Source organism: Paraburkholderia lebeckiae (assembly GCF_050436225.1).
GTDB classification, from domain to species: Bacteria; Pseudomonadota; Gammaproteobacteria; order Burkholderiales; family Burkholderiaceae; genus Paraburkholderia; species Paraburkholderia tuberum.
Genome location: NZ_JBNDLU010000002.1, coordinates 1 through 20,587, shown reverse-complemented (window position 1 = coordinate 20,587; position 20,587 = coordinate 1). Strand labels below are relative to the sequence as shown.

Here is a 20,587-nt window from a genome sequence, read left to right as displayed (position 1 = left end):
GACGCTGTTTGCGCCGCTCGCCCGATCCGTGAAAATCTACCCGAAAGTGGTGCCGAGAACACACAAAAATACACTTTCTCACACTGTCTCCCACTTTAGAGTAACGCTAAACATGGGTCAAGGGAGCGGCCCGCTTTTTGAGCGGATTTTGTTTGCTAGAACAAGGACTTAGGGCGACTCCTTCACGTCCCGCATAAAAACGGAAAACCGTTATAAATGAATGGGCTACTGCAACTTGTGAAGGTGATACGTGAAAAGTGCGAGGAAACAGCGCGAATTGAAAGAGATCGTTAAGGGATTCTGAAAGAGACAAGGCGGCGTCGCCCGGACGGACGACGAACGGGGCGCGCGGCGCCGTCTCGCTTGCGAAAATGCGTTCAGCGATGGTTGAGGCGATGCGTGCGGTGCTCCGGTTAGCGAAGCGAGGCGGGTGAAACGCTCATATGTAATAGGCGGTGCGCGTCATCACCTTCGACATCGCACGCATCAACGCGCGTGCAGGAAACGGCAACTCGATGCCGCCCGCGTCCATCGCGGCCTTGCCGTGCCGCGCTTCATCGACGCGCATCTGCTCGACGATCGCGCGCGATTCATGATCCGCGGCGGGGAGCTGATCGAGATGACTGTCGAGATGCTGCTCGACCTGGCGCTCCGTTTCGGCCATGAAGCCAAGGCTTACGCGATCGCCGAGACGCCCTGCGGCAAGTCCGATCGCGAGCGCGCCGGTGTACCACAGCGGATTGAGCAGACTCGGACGCGAGTCGAGCGCCTCGAGGCGTTTAGCGGTCCACGCCAGATGATCTTCCTCTTCCGACGCGGCGTGGTCGAACATGGCGCGCAATGAAGGCGAGTCAGTGGCGAGTTTCTGCGCCTGGTAAAGCGCCTGCGCGCACACTTCGCCGACGTGGTTCACACGCATCAAACCCGCCGCATGCGCGCGCTCCGCGGGCGAGAGTTCGGGAGCTTCGGCCGTCGCCGCGGAAACCTGCGGAAGCGGCAGCGGACGGCTCATCCGCGAGACCCCCGTCAGTGAGCGTAAACCCCGATCAAACTCGCCAATCAACTCGTCCAGCAACATAAAGCGCTCCCTGATTCGATAACCGTCGCATCGTTCCGGAAGGTCCGTGCGACAAGGCCTCGCGACGCGAAACCCGCGGCCCGACAGGCACCCATCCGCATGAAATGGGCGGTTAATTTCGGATTCTAGACCATGTTGCGTAAACGAAACAGCGGCCTTCCGGAGCGACTCCTTTTTCTTTGTTCCATGTATGCCTTTTGTTACATTACGTGGCAACTTCTCGCGAAGTTGGATAGCAAGGCCCTCAGCACTAACTAAATATTTCGCCTTGTACAAAAGATTCGTATTCCTTGGAGATCATTCGATGAAAAAGTCGCTTCTCGCTCTCGCAGCATTGGGCGCATTCGCAGGCGTCGCTCATGCGCAGAGCAGCGTGACCCTGTACGGCATCGTTGACGTTGGTATCAACATGAACACCAACTCGGGCGGTAAGCATCTGTACAACATGTCCAGCGGCGTCCTGCAAGGCTCGCGTTTCGGCCTGCGTGGCACGGAAGACCTGGGCGGCGGTCTGAAGGCCCTGTTCGTGTTGGAAAACGGCTTTGACACGACGAATGGCAAGCTCGGTCAAGGCGGCCTGATGTTCGGTCGTCAGGCATATGTCGGTCTGTCGAGCAACTTCGGCACGGTCACGCTGGGTCGTCAGTACGACTCCGTCGTCGACTACGTGGGTCCGTTCGAATCGGGTGATCAGTGGGGCGGCTACATCGCCGCTCACCCGGGCGATATCGACAACTTCAACAACGCGTATCGCACCAACAACACGGTCAAGTTCACCAGCAAAAACTACAACGGCCTGACGTTCGGCGGCACGTATAGCTTCGGTGGCGTCGCCGGTGACTTCACGCACAACCAGATCTGGTCGTTGGGTGGTGGCTATAACAACGGTCCGCTGCAGTTGGGCGTGGGTTATTTGAACGCACGTACGCCGGCAGCGTCGGGCGGTCTGTTCAACAACGGCGGCACGATCGCAGCGAACACGCCAGGCGCCGGTTTCTCGACCGCGAGCCCGGCGGGTTTTGCGGTATCGAGCCCGGTGTACGCCGGCTTCTCGTCGGCCAACACGTACCAGGTCGTCGGCGCGGGCGGTGCATACACGTTCGGCGCGGCAACCATCGGCCTGACGTATTCGAACATCCAGTTCGGCAACCTCGGCAAGACGTTCGCGTCGCCGTTCGCTGGCCAGAAGGCAACGTTCAACAACGGCGAAATCAACTTCAAGTATCAGTTGACCCCGGCACTGCTGGTCGGCGCAGCGTATGACTACACGCGCGGCACGCAGATCGAAGGCAACTCGCGTGCTCAATACCACCAAGGCGCGCTGGGCGTGGACTACTTCCTGTCCAAGCGTACCGACGTGTACCTGGTCGGCGTGTACCAGCACGCTTTGGGCGACACGGTCAACGCAACGGGTCAGGTGGTCGCAGCAACGGCAGGCATCAACGGCCTGACCGGTTCGACGACCAACAACCAGTTCACGGCTCGCGTCGGGATCCGCCACAAGTTCTAATAAGTCGTAAAAAAACGCAGTTTGTCTCAAAGGCGCCTTCGGGCGCCTTTTTTTATGCGCGGATTTTGTACGGGCAACAAAAAGCCCGGCGCACTTTCGTGCGCCGGGCTTTTGTTCTTGGGTCGCTTAAGCCCTGCCGTCGCGCAACTCGCGGCGCAGGATCTTGCCGACATTGCTCTTCGGCAACTCGGTGCGGAATTCGACGACCTTCGGCCGCTTGTAGCCGGTCAATTGCGTTTTGCAGTATGCGAAGATCTGTTCGTCAGTCAACGACGGATCCTTTTTCACGACGAACAGCTTCACTGCCTCGCCGGAATGCTGATCCGGTACCCCCACCGCCGCGACTTCGAACACGCCCGGCAGCTTTGCGACGACGTCCTCGACTTCATTCGGATACACGTTGAAGCCGGACACCAGAATCATGTCCTTCTTGCGATCGACGATCTTCACAAAGCCGTCCGCGCCCATGACGCCGACGTCGCCCGATTTGAAGAAGCCGTCCGCCGTCATCACCTTGGCGGTTTCGTCGGGCCTGTTCCAGTAGCCCGCCATCACCTGCGGGCCGCGGATGCAGATCTCGCCGGATTGGCCGGGCGATACTTCGCTGCCTTCGTCGTCGCGGATCGAGACTTCGGTCGACGGCAGTGGCAGCCCGATCGTGCCGTTGTATTCGGTGGCGGTGACGGGATTGCAGGTCACGCACGGCGACGTTTCCGACAGTCCGTAGCCCTCGACGATCGGCGTGCGCGTCAGCTCGAACCAGCGCTTCGCGACCGCCTCCTGCACCGCCATGCCGCCGCCGTTCGCGGTCAGCAGCTTCGAGAAGTCGAGCTTGTGAAAGTCGGGGCTGTTCAACATCGCGTTGTAGAGCGTGTTGACCGCGGGAATCGTCGTGATCGCATACCCCTCGAGCGACTTGATCATGCCGGGGATATCGCGCGGATTCGGAATCAGCACGCCGAGACCGCCGGTGCGGATCGTCAGCAGCCCGCACACGGTCAGTGCGAACACGTGATACAGCGGCAACGCGACGACCGTAACGAACTGATCGATATCCGTGCGGTTCGCGCGCACCGGATTGAGCCAGACCTCAGACTGCAGCACGTTCGCGATCAGGTTCCGGTGCAGCAGCGTCGCGCCCTTGGCCACGCCGGTGGTGCCGCCCGTGTATTGCAGGAACGCGATATCGTCGGGGCCCTGCTGAACCGGCTTGAACGTCAGACGTGCGCCCTCCGAGACCGCGTCGTTGAACTTGACGTGCCCAGCGAGGCTCCACGCCGGCACCATCTTTTTGACCTTGCGCACGACGAAGTTCACGAGCGGGCCTTTGATGCCCATCAGGTCGCCCATCGCCGCGACGACCACATGCTTGATCGGCGTATTGCGCACGATTGCCTGCAAGGTCCCCGCGAAATTCTCGAGCAGGATGATCGCCTCGGTGCCGCTGTCCTTCAGTTGGTGCTCGAGTTCGCGCGGTGTGTACAGCGGATTCACATTCACGACCACATAGCCCGCGCGCAGAACCGCGGCGAGCGCGACTGGATACTGCAGCACGTTCGGCATCATGATCGCGACACGCGAGCCGCGCGTGAGTCCTTTCGACTGCAGCCACGCCGCAAGATCGCGCGAAAGCTCGTCGAGTTCACCGTAGCTGATCTGCTTGCCCATGCACACGAACGCCGGCTTTGCGCGGTGTTCGCGAAAGGCTTCCTCGAGCAACTCGGCCACCGACGAATAGCGTGTCGGGTCGATCTCTGCTGGAACGCCGGGCGGATAAGATTTCAGCCAGATTTTCTCCATGCAGCGTCTCCTGAATTATTTTCGAATGGTCGTGCTAAAAACGCATCGTAGCATGGGCATATTGCGACCAATGGCCAAAGCGACGAGGTTAGACGGCAGCCTCGAACTTGCGAGGCTGGGCGTCAGTTTCAATGTGCGGCGCGGCCTTCAGGCCCGCTCGACTTCGACGAGACAGTCGTAAAACGTCGCCGAACCGCCGAGATCGGTGAGTGCCTGGTTCGTCAACTGGTTCGCGTTGCGACCGTCCGGCGCGAGCTTCTTCCACCAGATCGACAACCCAACGACCAGGCCTTCGCGCGCCCGGTCGGTCACGCGGGCACGCGCTTGCATCGAGCCGCGGTCGTTGAAGATGCGCACCTGATCACCGTCGCCGATGCCGCGCGCGTGCGCGTCGGCAGGGTGGATGTCCAGATGCGGTTCGCCTTCCGTCGCACGCAGACTCTCGATGTTCACGAAGGTGCTGTTCAGGAAGTTGCGCGCGGGCGGTGAAATCATCGCGAGCGGATAGCGGGCCGCCAGTTCGGGCGCGCCGTCGGCCGATTCGTAGGGTGGCAGGTAGTCAGGCAGCGGGTCGAGGCCCTGTTGTGCAAGGCGCTCGCTGTAGAACTCGCACTTGCCGGATGGCGTGCGAAAACCGCCGTCGGCAAATGGCGCGTCAGGCAGATTGAGACGGGCCCAGCCGGCTTGCTTCAGCATCGGCCAGTCGACACCGTCCAGCGTCTTGTCGTCCCAGCGAAATGCAGCTTGCGCGACGGCTTCGTCGCTGTCGAAGAGCGCCGGTTCCGTCATGCCCATGCGGCGCGCGAGGCTGCGGAAGATCTCGGTATTCGGCCGTGCGTCGCCGAACGGCGCGATGGCGGGCAGGTTGACCATCACGTGCGTATGGCCGTATGACTTGTGCACGTCGAGATGCTCGAGCTGCGTCGTGGCAGGCAACAGCAGGTCGGCGTAATCCGCGGTGTCGGTCTGGAAATGCTCGAGCACGATCGTGAACAGATCCTCGCGCGCAAAACCCGCCGCGACGCGTTCGGAGTCCGGTGCGACCGCGACCGGATTCGAGTTGTAGACCACGATCGCCTCGACCTTCGGGCCGAACGTCGCGTCGCCCGGATGCAGCAACGCGTCGCCGATCGCATTCATATTGATCACGCGGCTCGGCTTCGACGGCCAACCCGGCATCAGGTCGGGACGCTGCAACGCGTGCGAGTCGACCGGTGCCCAACCGCTCGACGACAACAGCGCCCCGCCCGCACGCTCGCGCCATGCGCCGGTCAGCGACGGCAGACACGCGATTGCGCGCACCGCATTGCCCCCGCCACGCACCCGCTGCAGACCGTAATTCAAGCGGATCGCGGCTTTCTTCGTGCTGGCGTAAAGTCGCGCAAGGTCGGCAATTTCCTCTTCTTCGACGCCACAGATTTCACTAACCCGAGACAATGGATAGCTGAGCGCACGCACCTTCAAGTCGGCGAAGCCCAGCGTGTGCGCCGCGATGTACTCGTGGTCGAGCAGATTCTCGGTAATCAGGACGTTCATGATGCCGAGCGCGAGAGCCCCGTCTGTGCCTGGCTTCAGCGGAATATGCTGATGGCATTTCTCCGCGGTCAGCGAGCGATACGGATCGATTGCGATCAGCCGGGCGCCGCGACGCTTGGCCTCCTGCGCGCGCGTCCACAAATGCAGATTCGATGCAATCGGATTTGCTCCCCAGATCAGGATCACCTCGCTCTCGGCAAAAAACTCGGTGTGCATACCGATGCCGGCGCCGTACGTGTACTTGAGGCCGGCAGCGCCGGCCGCCGCGCAAATCGTGCGATCCAGCTGCGAGGCGCCGAGCTTGTGGAAAAAGCGTTGCGAGATGCTATCGCCCTGCACCAAGCCCATCGTGCCCGCGTAGCTGTAAGGCAGAATCGCTTCCGGCGCGCGATGGGCAATCTCGCCGAGGCGGCTTGCGGCAAGGTCGAACGCTTCGTCCCAGCCGATTGGCTCGAAACGGCCCTCGCCCTTGCGGCCGACACGCTTCATGGGCGTCGTCAACCGGTTCGGATGGTATACACGCTCCTCGTAACGACTGACCTTCGTGCACAGCACGCCCTGAGTCGGCGGATGGTCGGGATCGCCGGCGACCTTGATCGCCCGTCCATTGTCGACGGTCACGCGCATCGCGCAGGTGTCGGGGCAATCGTGCGGGCACACGGCGCGCACGAATTCGGTCGGGGCGTTCATCGGCAATGTGTCCTGGCGAGCAGTAAGCGGTCGGGCAAAGTGGAATTTTATTACGTCTATAGGCCGCCGACCTCGGTGGCGCCACCAAGAATGCCTTCGGCGTAGAATGAATTATCCGCAGTGCCCGGGCCGACGTGGTCCGCGGCGATCTCAAGCTCGTCAAGCACAAACGCATAATCACTCAATCATGAAACTCATCCCCGAAATTCAGGCCGCTCGCGGCGAAATTCAGACCCTTCGACGAACCATCCATGCCCACCCGGAGCTGCGCTACGAAGAGACGGCGACTGCTGATCTCGTCGCGCGTTCGCTCGAGTCCTGGGGCATCGAGACTCACCGTGGTTTCGGCAAGACGGGCGTGGTCGGCGTATTGAAGCGAGGTAACGGCTCGCGTGCGATTGGCCTGCGAGCCGACATGGACGCGCTGCCGATCCAGGAGCTCAACAGCTTCGATCATCGTTCGACGAACGACGGCAAGATGCATGCGTGCGGGCACGACGGACATACGGCGATGCTGCTCGGTGCCGCGCACTACCTGGCCAAACACGGTGATTTCGACGGCACGATCGTGTTCATTTTCCAGCCGGCTGAAGAAGGCGGCGCCGGCGCGAAGGCTATGATGGACGACGGCTTGTTTAACAAATTCCCCGTGAACGCCGTGTTTGGCATTCACAACTGGCCGGGCATGCCGGCGGGCCACTTCGGCGTGACCGAAGGTCCGATCATGGCGTCGAGCAATGAATTTCGCATCGAAATCAAGGGTGTCGGCTCGCATGCAGCGCTACCGCACAATGGCCGTGATCCGGTCTTTGCGGCGGTGCAAATTGCCAACGGGCTGCAAAGCATCATCACGCGAAACAAAAAGCCGCTCGATACTGCGGTATTGTCGATAACGCAGATACATGCGGGCGATGCGGTCAATGTGGTACCGGACGACGCTTGGATCGCGGGGACCGTTCGGACCTTCACTACAGAAACGCTCGACCTGATCGAGTCACGCATGCGCAAGATCGCGCACAGTACAGCCGAAGCATACGATTGCTCCGTTCAGATCCAATTCCACCGGAACTATCCCCCGACGATCAACAGCAGCGAGGAAGCGCGTTTTGCGGCGTCGGTCATGAAAGAGGTCGTTGGCGCGGAGAATGTCGATGAAGCAGTTGAACCGACCATGGGTGCCGAGGATTTTTCGTTCATGCTGCTGGCGAAACCGGGTTGCTATGCGTTTTTGGGCAACGGCGATGGCGGCCACCGCGAAGCTGGCCACGGTGCGGGCCCTTGTATGCTGCACAACGCGAGTTATGACTTTAACGACGAGTTGTTGGCGGTGGGATCGACGTATTGGGTCCGACTGGCGCAGAAGTTTCTGGCGCAAGGGAAGTAGAGAGTTGAAAAGCGTTGAGGCGGGCGGCGGTGTCGCTTGCTTCAATGCTGTTTTGAGGCTGACCCGGTTCGACGGATAGATCTGCAGTTGAGTTTAATGCGGTGTGGCACCTCCCGATAGGTTGAATCGCGGGTTGTCCACGGCCGGGCGGCGGGTCGCCTGTCACGACCACGACGCTGCCTGGCGGTGGACAACCCGCGCGGCGATAAGCTTTGACCTTGCGCATGCAGGTTTTCGAACTCGAGCGGCGAACAGTAGCCGATGCTGCTGTGCAGGCGGCGTATGTTGTACCAGCTCTCCAGAAACGAGAACAGACTGTAGATTGTCAATTACGATGGCCGCCCGTGTTGCCTCACGGGATGATGTTACTCCCGGGTAATTGTCACTGTCCGAATGTTTTGCGATGACGGCGGAGGTGTCAGAAATCTTGTGTGCTGAGGTCGGTTAGAAAATCTCAGCTCATGGCGGCGGTGAATCGCTCGCCGAACAGAATGGCGAACTGATTGACCGCCTGCCGCCAGGTGATAGGCGGCATCTTCCAATCCTTTTCGATGTTGCGCAAGGCCAGATACAGCAGCTTGCTGGCGGCTTCGTCGCTGGGGAAGTGGCCGCGGTTCCTGACGATCTTGCGCAACTGCATGTGCATGCTCTCGATGGCGTTGGTCGTATAGATGATTCGACGCACTTCGGGCGGATAGGCAAAGAAGGGGATCACCTGTTCCCATTGGCGTTGCCACATCGCCGCGACGGTGGGGAATTTGCGGCCCCACTCGCTTTGCGCGAAGGCGTCGAGCGCCGCCGCAGCGGCTTCAGCCGTGGCGGCCTGATAGATCGGTTTGAGCGCGGATGCCAGCGGCTTGCGGTCCTTCCAACTCGCCAGATTCAGCGAATTGCGGATCAAATGCACGATGCAGGTCTGGATCTGGGCGGCCGGATAGACCGCCTCGATTGCCTCCGGAAAGCCGCGCAGGCCGTCGACGACCGCGATCAGAACGTCATGCAAGCCGCGGTTCTTCAGTTCGTTAAAGACCTTCAGCCAGAACTTGGCGCCTTCCGTTTGCTCGATCCACAAGCCCAGCACTTCCTTGCGGCCGTCGGCGCGGATGCCCAGCGCCAGATACACCGCCTTGTTCCTGAGCGTGCCTTCGTCGCGAATCTTCAGCCTCAGGGCATCGAAATACACGATCGGGTACATCGCCTCGAGCGGGCGTTGCTGCCATTGCTCAACTTCAGCCAGCACTTCATCGGTGACGGTGGAAATCAGGTCGGGCGAGATTTGCAGCCCGTACAACTCCAGCAAATGGCCCTGGATCTCGCGCACGCTCATGCCGCGCGCGTACATGCTGATGACGTGGTCGTCGAATCCCGGCAGCCGACGTTGATACTTGCCAATCAGTTGCGGCTCGAACGTCGCCTGACGGTCACGCGGAATATCGAGGTGCAGCTCGCCATTGGGCGTGATGACCGTCTTCGAACTGGTGCCGTTACGGTGGTTGCCGCTCTTGCCTTGCCCGCCCTCGGTTTCCAGGTGATGCGTCAGTTCGGCCGCCAGCATGCGCTCGGCCAGTTGCTTCTTCAGTTGCCCGGCCAGGCCCGATTCGCCGAGGATCGACCCGGCATCCTTGTTCTGCACCTGCGCCAGCAGTTGATCGATCAGCTCATCGGGGAACAGCTTCGGCGCCTTCAGGTTCTTGCTTTTCTTGATCACTGTTGTGTCGGTCATAGGACGTTATTTCCGTTATCGTCTCATGACCTCGACACACTAAATTTCTGACAGGCTCATGACGGCTGGCGCTGCGTAGCGGCGCCAGCCGTCATCGCGTCGGCATCGCCGAGTATCCGCGTCACCAGTTCTCTGGCGCGATTCGATCGCCATACCTTCACGCGGCGCTGCAAGGTGCGCAACTGCGCGCCGGAATCATGGTGGGAGCCATCGAAGTGAGACGCTCATGGAGCTTTTGCGCGGTAATGCCGGGCTCCGCTTCGAGCCACTGCTGTATCTTCGGCCAAGTATGCTCGAACGGATCTTCCCGGGTACGCCAGTCATGGGGGACGCGCGCTTTTCGATGATGCGTCGGCCGGACCTCTCCGGCCTGCCACGCCGTTCCAAGACTCGCCAGGAAATCCGCGAGTGGAACTTGACCGGATGTTCTTGTCTCCGGCGGCGCCGCTCCGGAAGCACTGCATTCGGCGACACGCTGCTGGGCGTCGCGCATTCGACGTAAGAGATCCAGTGGGTCGAGCGCTCTGAACTGGGCACGCAGTCTGCGTTTGGTTGCCTCCGACACCGAAGCAGAGCGCAGCACGCGCTCGAGCGGCGTCAAGGGCGCCTCATAGCGCTTCGTCACCCTCGCGCCGTGACGGGTCTTCGATTTCAGCTTGAATGATGGCTGGAAGAAGTTGATGTACAGCCGCGACACCTCGTAGAGGGATGCAAGGTTGCCGTGGCTTCGAGGCCGCGTAGCCTGCCATAGCCAACGAGGCGACGCACAATGGCGCCATTCTTTTGCTCGACCCACGCCTGATCGTTTTTCTTGTAGGCACGTGAGCGCGTCAGTTCGATACCCGTTGCCTTGCAGAAGTCAAGCATGGCCGCGTTCATGAAGGCAGTATCGTTATCGCAATCCAGACCACGTAGCGGAAACGGCAACGCACGGCTAACACGCTCGATGTGCTCGAGAACGAACGCCCCGCTGCGATACGGCATGGTCAGGCATTCGGTCCAGCCGGTCGCGATATCTGTCATCACGAATCTGTGCACGAAGTCGCCGTCGATCTTGGTGCCACCACAATGCTCGACGAAATCGACCTCGAGATAGCCGGGCAACGGATCGTTCCAGTCAGAGAACGTGCGGATCGGCACCGCACGGCGAATTGCATTGCCGATTCCTCCGGCGCGCCGGCGCTGGCCGGAGAAGGCCTGTTCGCGCACGTCGCGCAGCAGCCGGTCAATGGTAGCGGCGCTGATCTGCTTAAGCCGTTGGCGCACGTCCTTCGATAGCGACAGGTGACCATGCCGTGTCATCGAGTCGATCAGCGTCGGGATGAGCGCCTCCAACCGCTTGCCGCAGATCCTGTCGGCGGCCTCCCACAGCGTGATCAGCGCCGCACGCACTTCGTCGCCATAGCGTCGCTGCGGCCCTGGCTTCGCCCTTTGCGGCTGCGGATCCCGACACAGCACCCGGATCGCATGCTTGCGGTGATAGCCCGTCAATTGAATGAATTCGTCCAGGATCTGGCGTTTCTCCGTCCGGTCAGAACGTCGATACCGCTCGCCAACCGCCTCAGTCAATTCCCGTCGTGTTGTCATGCTGAGCCGCCTCGTCATAAGTCGTCCCCGCCAGCATTCTGACGGGTAACAAATTACATGAGGCAACAGGTACCGCTTGGTAGCAAAAATCTTGAGTCAATGCGCCGGCCAAGGTAATTGTCGTTCTCTAGCGCACCATCGTCACAACGGAATTCGAAGCCGTCCGAGCACCAGCGCGCATTGCTTCGCTCCACCGCGACCTTGCCGTCGTGCCGGCGTGCGGACTGGGCATGACAAGGCCGGCGCTCGAGTAGCAGGCCGTAGGTACGCATGACCCGATAAACCCGTTTTGCATTAACGCGAGGTTGGGCCTGCGCGTCCCGGCTTCGCCGCAGCAGCGCCCACACACGCCGGTAGCCGTAGGTGGGCAGCTCGGCAACCAGCCCCCGAAGCTCGGTGACCAGCGGCATGTCGTCCAGGGCTGGCGTCTTGCGCTGGTCGACCCACTTGGCGGGGCGCTTCGATTTGACCGCAAGATTAGAGCGCGACACACCCAGGACTTCACAGACCGTCTTCATCGGTCGTCCCCCGGCAGCAATGGTGAGCGCGCAATCAATTTTTTTGCCCGGCCGTACTCCACTGCTTCGCGGAGGATTTCCACTTCCATGGTCTTCTTGCCCAGCAGCCGCTGGAGTTCGCGAATCTGCTTCGTCGCTTCGACCAGGTCGGAGGCTGGCACCACCTGTTCGCCGGCACTCACGGCTGACAGGCTGCCATCCTGATACAGCTTGCGCCAGGCGAACACCTGGTTCGCATTCACCTGATGGCGACGGGCTACCCCGGAAACGCTCGCTCCGGGTTCGAAGGTCTCACGCACTATCGCGAGTTTCTCCTCGACAGAGCGGCGCCGGCGCTGTTCCGGCTGGGTCAGAACCTCAACGGGTTCTACATGGGAGCTAGGCTTAAACATAGGCGCATAGGCGGAAGACTACCTTAAAGTTTAAGCGTTACCTCGTTTCCGGTTTTCGACGGGGCCGTTCCAGGGGCCGCTCCGCCAGCTCGCTCCCGGGCCTTCACCGGGCGTTTACCTTACAATCATCGTAAGCACCTCACGACGACCGTCGTAGACGGCGGCGAGAACCGACATCAAAGTGGTGCCCATCATTTTCGATTTGATGGACATCACTGTGACAGAGTCGGAAGCCAGGCCGGGTAGCCGCAAGGAACGCCCGAATTATGATCGCGAGTTTCGACGCCGGCTTGCGGCCGCGGCATGTGAGCCTGGTGCGTCGGTCGCGAAGCTGGCGCGGGACAATGGCATCAATGCAAACATGCTGTTCACCTGGCGGCGTCGCTATCGCGAGCAATTGCAGGCGGAAACGACGTGCCTGATTCCAGTGGCGGTGGTTCATGAGACGCCGCCGCAGCGCGTGGCGATGCCCCCAGATGCAAGGGACGTCTGCAACCGGACTGCACGAGCCGGGACGATCGAGATCCGGTTCGGTGACGTGGTAGTCAAGGTCAACGGCGTTGTCGACGCCGACACGCTACGCGTCGTCCTGGGGAGCGTGCGATCGTGATCTCTCTACCCACGGGTACACGCGTCTGGCTGGTGGCAGGCGTCACCGACATGCGCTGCGGGTTCCAGGGGCTGGCGGCAAAGGTGCAGACGGCGCTCGAGGACAATCCGCTGGGTGGCAACGTGTTCATCTTCCGGGGCCGGCGCGGCGATCTCGTGAAGGTCATGTGGGCGACCGAAGACGGGCTCTGGCTTCTTGCGAAGCGGCTTGAGCGTGGTCGCTTCGTCTGGCCACACGCCGATGGCGGCAAGGTCCATCTGACGGCGGCGCAACTGTCGAGGTTGCTCGAAGGCATCGATTGGCGGCAGCCGCGTCGTACGGCTGCGCTGTCGATGTTGTAAACCGCGAGGAAGGCTCGTAAACTGCGCCACATGTCGAACGGCGCTGAACTTCCTGACGATGTTGCAACCCTGCGGGCCTTGCTGGTCGAGGCGCGTGCCCAGCTTGCCGAACGCGATCTGGAGATCGGGCAGCTCAAGGCGCAGATCGACAGGCTCAAGCGCATGCAGTTCGGACGCAAGTCCGAGCAGTTGGACCGGGAGGTCGCGCGGCTCGAAACCGCGCTCGAGGACTTGACCGGTGAGCGTGGTGTCGCTGACGTGCGACGCGCCCACGAATCAGGCGCGAGCACGCCTGTGGGCGACGCATCGCCGAAAGAAGCGCTGCCGCCGCATCTGCCACGCGAAGAACGCGTACTCGACGCCGACGCGACCTGCCCGAAGTGCGGCAGCGCCATGCAGCCGCTCGGAGAAGACGTGTCCGAGCAGCTCGCCCGCGTCGCGGCAATGTTCAAGGTGATCCGCACGATCCGGCGCAAGACGGTCTGTCCGTGCGGCCACCACTTCTCGCAGCCGCCCATGCCCGGCCTGCCGATCACGCGCAGCATTGCCCATCCGAGCCTGCTGGCCGACATCCTCGTCTCGAAGTACGCTGACCACGCGCCGTTGTACCGGCAGTCGCAGATTGCCGCGCGCGACGGCGTGAAGCTGGATCCGGCCAGCATGGGACGCTGGGTCGGCCAGTGCGAGGCCCTTTGCGTGCCGCTGACCGAGGCGCTGCGCCGCTACACGGTGGCACCGTCGAAGCTGCACGCGGATGACACGCCGATCCCGGTGCTCGAACCGGGCAGGAAGAAGACAAGGACCGGGCGACTGTGGGTGTATGTGCGCGATGACACCCGTTCGGGCTCGACCGAACCGGCCGCGGTGTGGTTTGCTTACTCGCCCGACCGCAAAGGCATCCACCCCCAGACCCATCTCGCTGGATTCGAGGGCATCCTGCAGGCCGACGCCTACAGTGGCTTCAACGAGCTGTACGAGAGCGGCAAGATCCGTGAAGCTGCATGCTGGGACCACGCGAGACGGTACCTCTACGACGTGCATGCCCGAACGCCTACCGAGGCGACCCGAGAGGTGCTCGAACTGATCGGTGGACTTTACGGCATCGAGGCGGACATCCGTGGCAAACCCGCTGCTGAACGGCTGTGCGTGCGGCAGGAGAAAAGCGTGCCGCTGCTCGCGACCATCAGGACGTGGATGACGGACAAGCTCGCAACGCTGTCGAAGAAATCCGAACTGGCCAAAGCGATCCGTTACTCGCTCAACCAGTGGGACGCGCTCGCGCTGTACTGCGAAGAGGGTCGTGCTGAGATCAGCAACGCCCTGGCCGAAAACGCGCTGCGCTGTGTGAGTCTGGGCCGCAAGAACTTCCTGTTCGCCGGCTCCGACAGCGGAGGCGAGCGGGCAGCCGCGATGTACGGTCTGATCGGCACATGCAAGCTCAACGGGATCAACCCGCGCGCCTACCTCGAATACGTCCTGACCCATATCGCTGACCATCCCATTAACCGCATCGACGAACTGTTGCCCTGGAACGTGGTCACGAAGCTGCCTCGGCAGTCTGGCCCATCGGCGTCTGCTGACACGTAACCCGATTCCCGATCATGCCTCACGCGGGCGCCGCGTTGCGGACGGCCGTCGCGAGGTGCTTACCAATCATCTCTGTCGATGTTGCTGTTGATTTGGGCCGCGTAAACGCAAAAACCCCACCGCGGCGGGTGGGGTTTCTGACCTGGGGGGGAGCCTGACGATTACCTACTTTCACACGGGCAATCCGCACTATCATCGGCGTGGAGTCGTTTCACGGTCCTGTTCGGGATGGGAAGGGGTGGGACCGACTCGCTATGGTCATCAGGCATGACGGGTTGCTGCGTCGCAGGGGTTGGAGTCAACCGGTTGCGCCACAGCCAATCGGGAAGAAGCATAAAGGATTCGTGTGGGGGTTGTGTTGTTTCTGGCACAACACTGAATCCCAACCGTGCGTTTCTGTTAGCTCCCGCGGGAGTTCACACCAATCCCCTTCGGGGATCGGACCCGCGCAAGTGCTGAAGCACTAACGCGGGTCGAGACACACCTGTTATAGGATCAAGCCTTACGGGCAATTAGTATCAGTTAGCTCAGTACATTACTGTACGTGCACACCTGACCTATCAACGTCCTGGTCTTGAACGACCCTTCAAGGGGCTCGAAGCCCCGGGGATATCTCATCTTAAGGCGAGTTTCCCGCTTAGATGCTTTCAGCGGTTATCTCTTCCGAACATAGCTACCCGGCGATGCCACTGGCGTGACAACCGGTACACCAGAGGTTCGTCCACTCCGGTCCTCTCGTACTAGGAGCAGCCCCCTTCAAATATCCAGCGCCCACGGCAGATAGGGACCAAACTGTCTCACGACGTTTTAAACCCAGCTCACGTACCTCTTTAAATGGCGAACAGCCATACCCTTGGGACCGGCTACAGCCCCAGGATGAGATGAGCCGACATCGAGGTGCCAAACACCGCCGTCGATATGAACTCTTGGGCGGTATCAGCCTGTTATCCCCAGAGTACCTTTTATCCGTTGAGCGATGGCCCTTCCATACAGAACCACCGGATCACTATGACCTGCTTTCGCACCTGTTCGACTTGTCAGTCTCACAGTCAAGCACGCTTATGCCATTGCACTATCAGCACGATTTCCGACCGTACCTAGCGTACCTTCGTACTCCTCCGTTACACTTTGGGAGGAGACCGCCCCAGTCAAACTGCCTACCATGCACGGTCCCCGATCCGGATCACGGACCAAGGTTAGAACCTCAAACAGATCAGGGTGGTATTTCAAGGACGGCTCCACGCAGACTGGCGTCCACGCTTCATAGCCTCCCACCTATCCTACACAGACCGGTTCAAAGTCCAATGCAAAGCTACAGTAAAGGTTCATGGGGTCTTTCCGTCTAGCCGCGGGGAGATTGCATCATCACAAACACTTCAACTTCGCTGAGTCTCGGGAGGAGACAGTGTGGCCATCGTTACGCCATTCGTGCAGGTCGGAACTTACCCGACAAGGAATTTCGCTACCTTAGGACCGTTATAGTTACGGCCGCCGTTTACCGGGACTTCAATCAGGAGCTTGCACCCCATCATTTAATCTTCCGGCACCGGGCAGGCGTCACACCCTATACGTCCACTTTCGTGTTTGCAGAGTGCTGTGTTTTTATTAAACAGTCGCAGCCACCAGTTTATTGCAACCCCTTCACCCTTCTGGCGCAGGCCAGTCAGGCTACCAGGGCGTACCTTATCCCGAAGTTACGGTACCAATTTGCCGAGTTCCTTCTCCCGAGTTCTCTCAAGCGCCTTAGAATACTCATCTCGCCCACCTGTGTCGGTTTGCGGTACGGTCACTGTGAAACTGAAGCTTAGAGGCTTTTCCTGGAACCCCTTCCAGTTGCTTCGCCACCGAAGTGGCTCGCCTCGCACCCTTGAATTACGCGCCCGGATTTGCCAAAGCGCCTTCTCCAATGCAAGGACCGGGACTTCCAACACCCGGACAACCTTCCGCGATCCGTCCCCCCATCGCATTTCACAATGGTGCAGAAATATTAATCTGCTTCCCATCAGCTACGCATTTCTGCCTCGCCTTAGGGGCCGACTCACCCTACGCCGATGAACGTTGCGTAGGAAACCTTGGGCTTACGGCGAGGGGGCCTTTCACCCCCTTTATCGCTACTCATGTCAGCATTCGCACTTCCGATACCTCCAGCACACTTTCCAGTGCACCTTCGCAGGCTTACGGAACGCTCTCCTACCATGCACATTACTGTGCATCCGCAGCTTCGGTATATGGCTTAGCCCCGTTACATCTTCCGCGCAGGACGACTCGATCAGTGAGCTATTACGCTTTCTTTAAAGGATGGCTGCTTCTAAGCCAACCTCCTGACTGTTTTAGCCTTCCCACTTCGTTTCCCACTTAGCCATATTTGGGGACCTTAGCTGGCGGTCTGGGTTGTTTCCCTCTTGACACCGGACGTTAGCACCCGATGTCTGTCTCCCGTGATTGCACTCTTCGGTATTCGGAGTTTGCTATGGCGTAGTAATCCGCAATGGACCCCACAACCATGACAGTGCTCTACCCCCGAAGGTGATACACGAGGCACTACCTAAATAGTTTTCGGAGAGAACCAGCTATTTCCAGGTTTGTTTAGCCTTTCACCCCTATCCACAGCTCATCCCCTAACTTTTCAACGTTAGTGGGTTCGGTCCTCCAGCACGTGTTACCGTGCCTTCAACCTGGCCATGGATAGATCACCTGGTTTCGGGTCTACACCCAGCGACTGGACGCCCTGTTCGGACTCGCTTTCGCTACGCCTGCCCTAATCGGTTAAGCTCGCCACTGAATGTAAGTCGCTGACCCATTATACAAAAGGTACGCCGTCACCCCTTCGCAGAGGCTCCGACTGTTTGTATGCATGCGGTTTCAGGATCTGTTTCACTCCCCTCCCGGGGTTCTTTTCGCCTTTCCCTCACGGTACTGGTTCACTATCGGTCGATCACGAGTATTTAGCCTTGGAGGATGGTCCCCCCATCTTCAGACAGGATTTCACGTGTCCCGCCCTACTTCTCGTACACCCAGTTCTTCCATGCTGTTTTCGTCTACAGGGCTATCACCTGCTATGGCCGCACTTTCCAGAGCGTTCGACTAACAATACAGATAACGTGTACCGGCTGATCCCATTTCGCTCGCCACTACTCTGGGAATCTCGGTTGATTTCTTTTCCTGCGGTTACTTAGATGTTTCAGTTCACCGCGTTCGCCTCACGCAGCCTATGGATTCAGCTGCGGATACTCCATTAGGAGTGGGTTTCCCCATTCGGACATCTCCGGATCAATGCTCGTTTGCCAGCTCCCCGGAGCTTTTCGCAGGCTACCGCGTCCTTCATCGCCTGTGATCGCCAAGGCATCCACCACATGCACTTGTTCGCTTGACCCTATAACGGGTGTGTCTCTGGGTCGACCCACGTGAGCGCTTTAGCGCTTACGTGGGTCCCATCCCCGGAGGGGACAGACGCACTCGCTACAGGTTGAGTATTCGTGTTGCGCCGTATTCCAAAGCGATCTCTCGATCACCTTTAAAATACATCGATACAATCACAACCCTGATTCACCTACTCACACACCCATCTCCAGGCATGCTTTCGTGAATCTCTTTACTACTTCTTCCTGATTGTTAAAGAACGACAGCCGGTATGAAGCCTCTGCCTCATACCGCCCTGACTGGCTCAATCGCCAATGCGCAACGCTCTGCCTGCAGGCAGAACACTGCGCATTGAGGATTGGTGGAGGATGACGGGATCGAACCGACGACCCCCTGCTTGCAAAGCAGGTGCTCTCCCAGCTGAGCTAATCCCCCAGTCCCACAGCCATTCCAGCGGCCCCAGCCCTTCAGCTCACCCGACACGACACTGGTGGGTCTGGATGGATTCGAACCATCGACCCCCGCCTTATCAAGACGGTGCTCTAACCGGCTGAGCTACAGACCCCTGCTGTCTGTCTGCGTTGCTGCCATTAACCACAGCCGATAAGCGTGAGCACTTGAGTGCAATGAATGCATAGCTCTGGAAAGGAGGTGATCCAGCCGCACCTTCCGATACGGCTACCTTGTTACGACTTCACCCCAGTCATGAATCCTACCGTGGTGACCGTCCTCCTTGCGGTTAGACTAGCCACTTCTGGTAAAACCCACTCCCATGGTGTGACGGGCGGTGTGTACAAGACCCGGGAACGTATTCACCGCGGCATGCTGATCCGCGATTACTAGCGATTCCAGCTTCACGCACCCGAGTTGCAGAGTGCGATCCGGACTACGATCGGTTTTCTGGGATTGGCTCCACCTCGCGGCTTGGCAACCCTCTGTTCCGACCATTGTATGACGTGTGAAGCCCTACCCATAAGGGCCATGAGGACTTGACGTCATCCCCACCTTCCTCCGGTTTGTCACCGGCAGTCTCCCTGGAGTGCTCTTGCGTAGCAACTAGGGACAAGGGTTGCGCTCGTTGCGGGACTTAACCCAACATCTCACGACACGAGCTGACGACAGCCATGCAGCACCTGTGTTATGGCTCCCTTTCGGGCACTCCCGCCTCTCGGCAGGATTCCATACATGTCAAGGGTAGGTAAGGTTTTTCGCGTTGCATCGAATTAATCCACATCATCCACCGCTTGTGCGGGTCCCCGTCAATTCCTTTGAGTTTTAATCTTGCGACCGTACTCCCCAGGCGGTCAACTTCACGCGTTAGCTACGTTACCAAGCCAATGAAGGCCCGACAACCAGTTGACATCGTTTAGGGCGTGGACTACCAGGGTATCTAATCCTGTTTGCTCCCCACGCTTTCGTGCATGAGCGTCAGTATTGGCCCAGGGGGCTGCCTTCGCCATCGGTGTTCCTCCACATCTCTACGCATTTCACTGCTACACGTGGAATTCCACCCCCCTCTGCCATACTCCAGCGCTGCAGTCACCAATGCAGTTCCCAGGTTAAGCCCGGGGATTTCACATCGGTCTTACAGCACCGCCTGCGCACGCTTTACGCCCAGTAATTCCGATTAACGCTCGCACCCTACGTATTACCGCGGCTGCTGGCACGTAGTTAGCCGGTGCTTATTCTTCCGGTACCGTCATCCCTCACGGATATTAGCCACGAGGTTTTCTTTCCGGACAAAAGTGCTTTACAACCCGAAGGCCTTCTTCACACACGCGGCATTGCTGGATCAGGCTTGCGCCCATTGTCCAAAATTCCCCACTGCTGCCTCCCGTAGGAGTCTGGGCCGTGTCTCAGTCCCAGTGTGGCTGGTCGTCCTCTCAGACCAGCTACAGATCGTCGGCTTGGTAGGCCTTTACCCCACCAACTACCTAATCTGCCATCGGCCGCCCCTTGAGCGCGAGGTCCCGAAAGATCCCCCGCTTTCCTCTCCCGAGCGTATGCGGTATTAATCCGGCTTTCGCCGGGCTATCCCCCACTCCAGGACACGTTCCGATGTATTACTCACCCGTTCGCCACTCGCCACCAGACCGGAGTCCGTGCTGCCGTTCGACTTGCATGTGTAAGGCATGCCGCCAGCGTTCAATCTGAGCCAGGATCAAACTCTTCAGTTCAAACCTGTTACTGTTTTCGGGCTCTCTCGAACCCGGTCGCTCACTCAACGTACTGACGATGATCAGTCCGTCTTCCGACAGACAAACCTTCCTCTAATACTGTGTGAGGCTGCTGATACTTCTGCCTGGCAGCAGACTCCGGAGAATCCGCCGCCGCATTCCGCATCAAGCGCCCACACTTATCGGCTGTTAGTTTTTAAAGATCGGTCCGCCAAACCCGCCGCGCCTGAACCACTCCTGCCCGGCACTGCTTCGTTTGCGTCGCTGCGTCTGCAGCAGAGAAACGGAATTATG

General features: G+C 59.7%; 12 protein-coding genes, 2 tRNA genes, 3 rRNA genes and 1 pseudogene. 5 read left to right on the top strand and 13 right to left on the bottom strand.

All coding sequences use genetic code 11. The features are described from left to right. Positions 1-439 precede the first annotated feature (439 nt). Positions 440-1,078 carry a 2-polyprenyl-3-methyl-6-methoxy-1,4-benzoquinone monooxygenase gene (gene coq7, locus OKW45_RS14830; protein WP_429473289.1) on the bottom strand — a complete coding sequence of 213 codons (639 nt, stop codon included), beginning with the start codon at positions 1,076-1,078 and terminating at the stop codon, positions 440-442. 304 nt (positions 1,079-1,382) lie between these two features. Here coq7 and OKW45_RS14825 point away from each other — a divergent pair, with 304 nt between their 5' ends. Further along, complete coding sequence (locus OKW45_RS14825) at positions 1,383-2,588, top strand: porin (protein ID WP_018421898.1); 1,206 nt, start codon at positions 1,383-1,385, stop codon at positions 2,586-2,588. Between the two features lie 126 nt (positions 2,589-2,714). Here the strand turns inward: OKW45_RS14825 and OKW45_RS14820 are convergent, their stop codons facing one another. Both OKW45_RS14820 and OKW45_RS14815 read right to left on the bottom strand, forming a co-directional pair. After that, a complete protein-coding gene (locus OKW45_RS14820) occupies positions 2,715-4,388 on the bottom strand; it encodes a long-chain fatty acid--CoA ligase (protein ID WP_429469467.1) in 1,674 nt (557 codons plus the stop codon). Positions 4,389-4,535: 147 nt separating this feature from the next. Then, on the bottom strand, positions 4,536-6,614 hold the full coding sequence (locus tag OKW45_RS14815; protein WP_429469464.1) for a molybdopterin-containing oxidoreductase family protein: 2,079 nt from the start codon (positions 6,612-6,614) through the stop codon (positions 4,536-4,538). Positions 6,615-6,801: 187 nt separating this feature from the next. On the opposite strand from OKW45_RS14815, the gene OKW45_RS14810 reads away from it, so the two are divergent. After that, positions 6,802-7,998 (top strand): M20 aminoacylase family protein, encoded by a 1,197-nt coding sequence (locus OKW45_RS14810; RefSeq protein WP_018421902.1) that lies wholly within the window; start codon positions 6,802-6,804, stop codon positions 7,996-7,998. Positions 7,999-8,452: 454 nt separating this feature from the next. Here the strand turns inward: OKW45_RS14810 and OKW45_RS14805 are convergent, their stop codons facing one another. From OKW45_RS14805 to OKW45_RS14790, 5 genes and pseudogenes are all read right to left on the bottom strand, one after another. Next, positions 8,453-9,721: an IS256 family transposase gene (locus OKW45_RS14805; protein WP_429469461.1), complete on the bottom strand. Its 1,269-nt coding sequence runs from the start codon at positions 9,719-9,721 to the stop codon at positions 8,453-8,455. A gap of 56 nt (positions 9,722-9,777) precedes the next feature. Then, positions 9,778-9,882, bottom strand: coding sequence for a hypothetical protein (locus OKW45_RS39650; protein ID WP_503129157.1), 105 nt, complete (start codon positions 9,880-9,882; stop codon positions 9,778-9,780). Continuing rightward, entirely contained in the window at positions 9,879-10,418 is a 540-nt protein-coding gene (locus OKW45_RS14800; protein ID WP_429469458.1) for a hypothetical protein, read from the bottom strand. Before OKW45_RS14800 ends, OKW45_RS39650 begins: the two co-directional genes overlap by 4 nt. Further along, entirely contained in the window at positions 10,373-11,308 is a 936-nt protein-coding gene (locus OKW45_RS14795) for an integrase catalytic domain-containing protein (RefSeq protein WP_429469455.1), read from the bottom strand. Before OKW45_RS14795 ends, OKW45_RS14800 begins: the two co-directional genes overlap by 46 nt. 134 nt (positions 11,309-11,442) lie before the next feature. Further along, positions 11,443-12,218, bottom strand: a pseudogene (locus OKW45_RS14790) (transposase); the annotation flags it as partial. 181 nt (positions 12,219-12,399) lie between these two features. Here OKW45_RS14790 and tnpA point away from each other — a divergent pair. Genes tnpA through tnpC form a run of 3 tightly spaced genes read left to right on the top strand, consistent with a single transcriptional unit; the run spans position 12,400 to position 14,756 of the window. Next, complete coding sequence (gene tnpA / locus OKW45_RS14785) at positions 12,400-12,828, top strand: IS66-like element accessory protein TnpA (protein ID WP_429469452.1); 429 nt, start codon at positions 12,400-12,402, stop codon at positions 12,826-12,828. Next, a complete protein-coding gene (tnpB, locus tag OKW45_RS14780; RefSeq protein ID WP_429466265.1) occupies positions 12,825-13,169 on the top strand; it encodes an IS66 family insertion sequence element accessory protein TnpB in 345 nt (114 codons plus the stop codon). The genes tnpA and tnpB overlap by 4 nt, the downstream gene beginning before the upstream one ends. 30 nt (positions 13,170-13,199) lie before the next feature. Next, positions 13,200-14,756, top strand: coding sequence for an IS66 family transposase (tnpC, locus tag OKW45_RS14775; RefSeq protein ID WP_429469450.1), 1,557 nt, complete (start codon positions 13,200-13,202; stop codon positions 14,754-14,756). A gap of 152 nt (positions 14,757-14,908) precedes the next feature. Here the strand turns inward: tnpC and rrf are convergent. The 5 genes from rrf to OKW45_RS14750 form a co-directional block, all read right to left on the bottom strand. Further along, a 5S ribosomal RNA gene (rrf, locus tag OKW45_RS14770) occupies positions 14,909-15,022 on the bottom strand. A gap of 225 nt (positions 15,023-15,247) precedes the next feature. Continuing rightward, positions 15,248-18,129: ribosomal RNA gene (locus tag OKW45_RS14765) — 23S ribosomal RNA — on the bottom strand. A gap of 346 nt (positions 18,130-18,475) precedes the next feature. Continuing rightward, positions 18,476-18,551: transfer RNA gene (locus tag OKW45_RS14760), tRNA-Ala, on the bottom strand. 53 nt (positions 18,552-18,604) lie between these two features. Further along, positions 18,605-18,681 (bottom strand) — tRNA-Ile (locus OKW45_RS14755). A 79-nt stretch (positions 18,682-18,760) separates the two neighbouring features. After that, a 16S ribosomal RNA gene (locus OKW45_RS14750) occupies positions 18,761-20,293 on the bottom strand. Together the 16S, 23S and 5S rRNA genes with 2 tRNA genes alongside form the textbook arrangement of a ribosomal RNA operon. Positions 20,294-20,587 lie beyond the last annotated feature (294 nt).

Excerpts from the sequence above, each read along its gene's own strand:
- OKW45_RS14825 (WP_018421898.1), top strand. The coding sequence starts at position 1,383 with ATGAAAAAGTCGCTTCTCGCTCTCGCAGCATTGGGCGCATTCGCAGGC.
- tnpC (WP_429469450.1), top strand. The coding sequence starts at position 13,200 with ATGTCGAACGGCGCTGAACTTCCTGACGATGTTGCAACCCTGCGGGCC.
- OKW45_RS14810 (WP_018421902.1), top strand. The coding sequence starts at position 6,802 with ATGAAACTCATCCCCGAAATTCAGGCCGCTCGCGGCGAAATTCAGACC.
- OKW45_RS14795 (WP_429469455.1), bottom strand. The coding sequence starts at position 11,308 with ATGACAACACGACGGGAATTGACTGAGGCGGTTGGCGAGCGGTATCGA.
- OKW45_RS14815 (WP_429469464.1), bottom strand. The coding sequence starts at position 6,614 with ATGAACGCCCCGACCGAATTCGTGCGCGCCGTGTGCCCGCACGATTGC.
- OKW45_RS14805 (WP_429469461.1), bottom strand. The coding sequence starts at position 9,721 with ATGACCGACACAACAGTGATCAAGAAAAGCAAGAACCTGAAGGCGCCG.
- coq7 (WP_429473289.1), bottom strand. The coding sequence starts at position 1,078 with ATGTTGCTGGACGAGTTGATTGGCGAGTTTGATCGGGGTTTACGCTCA.
- OKW45_RS14820 (WP_429469467.1), bottom strand. The coding sequence starts at position 4,388 with ATGGAGAAAATCTGGCTGAAATCTTATCCGCCCGGCGTTCCAGCAGAG.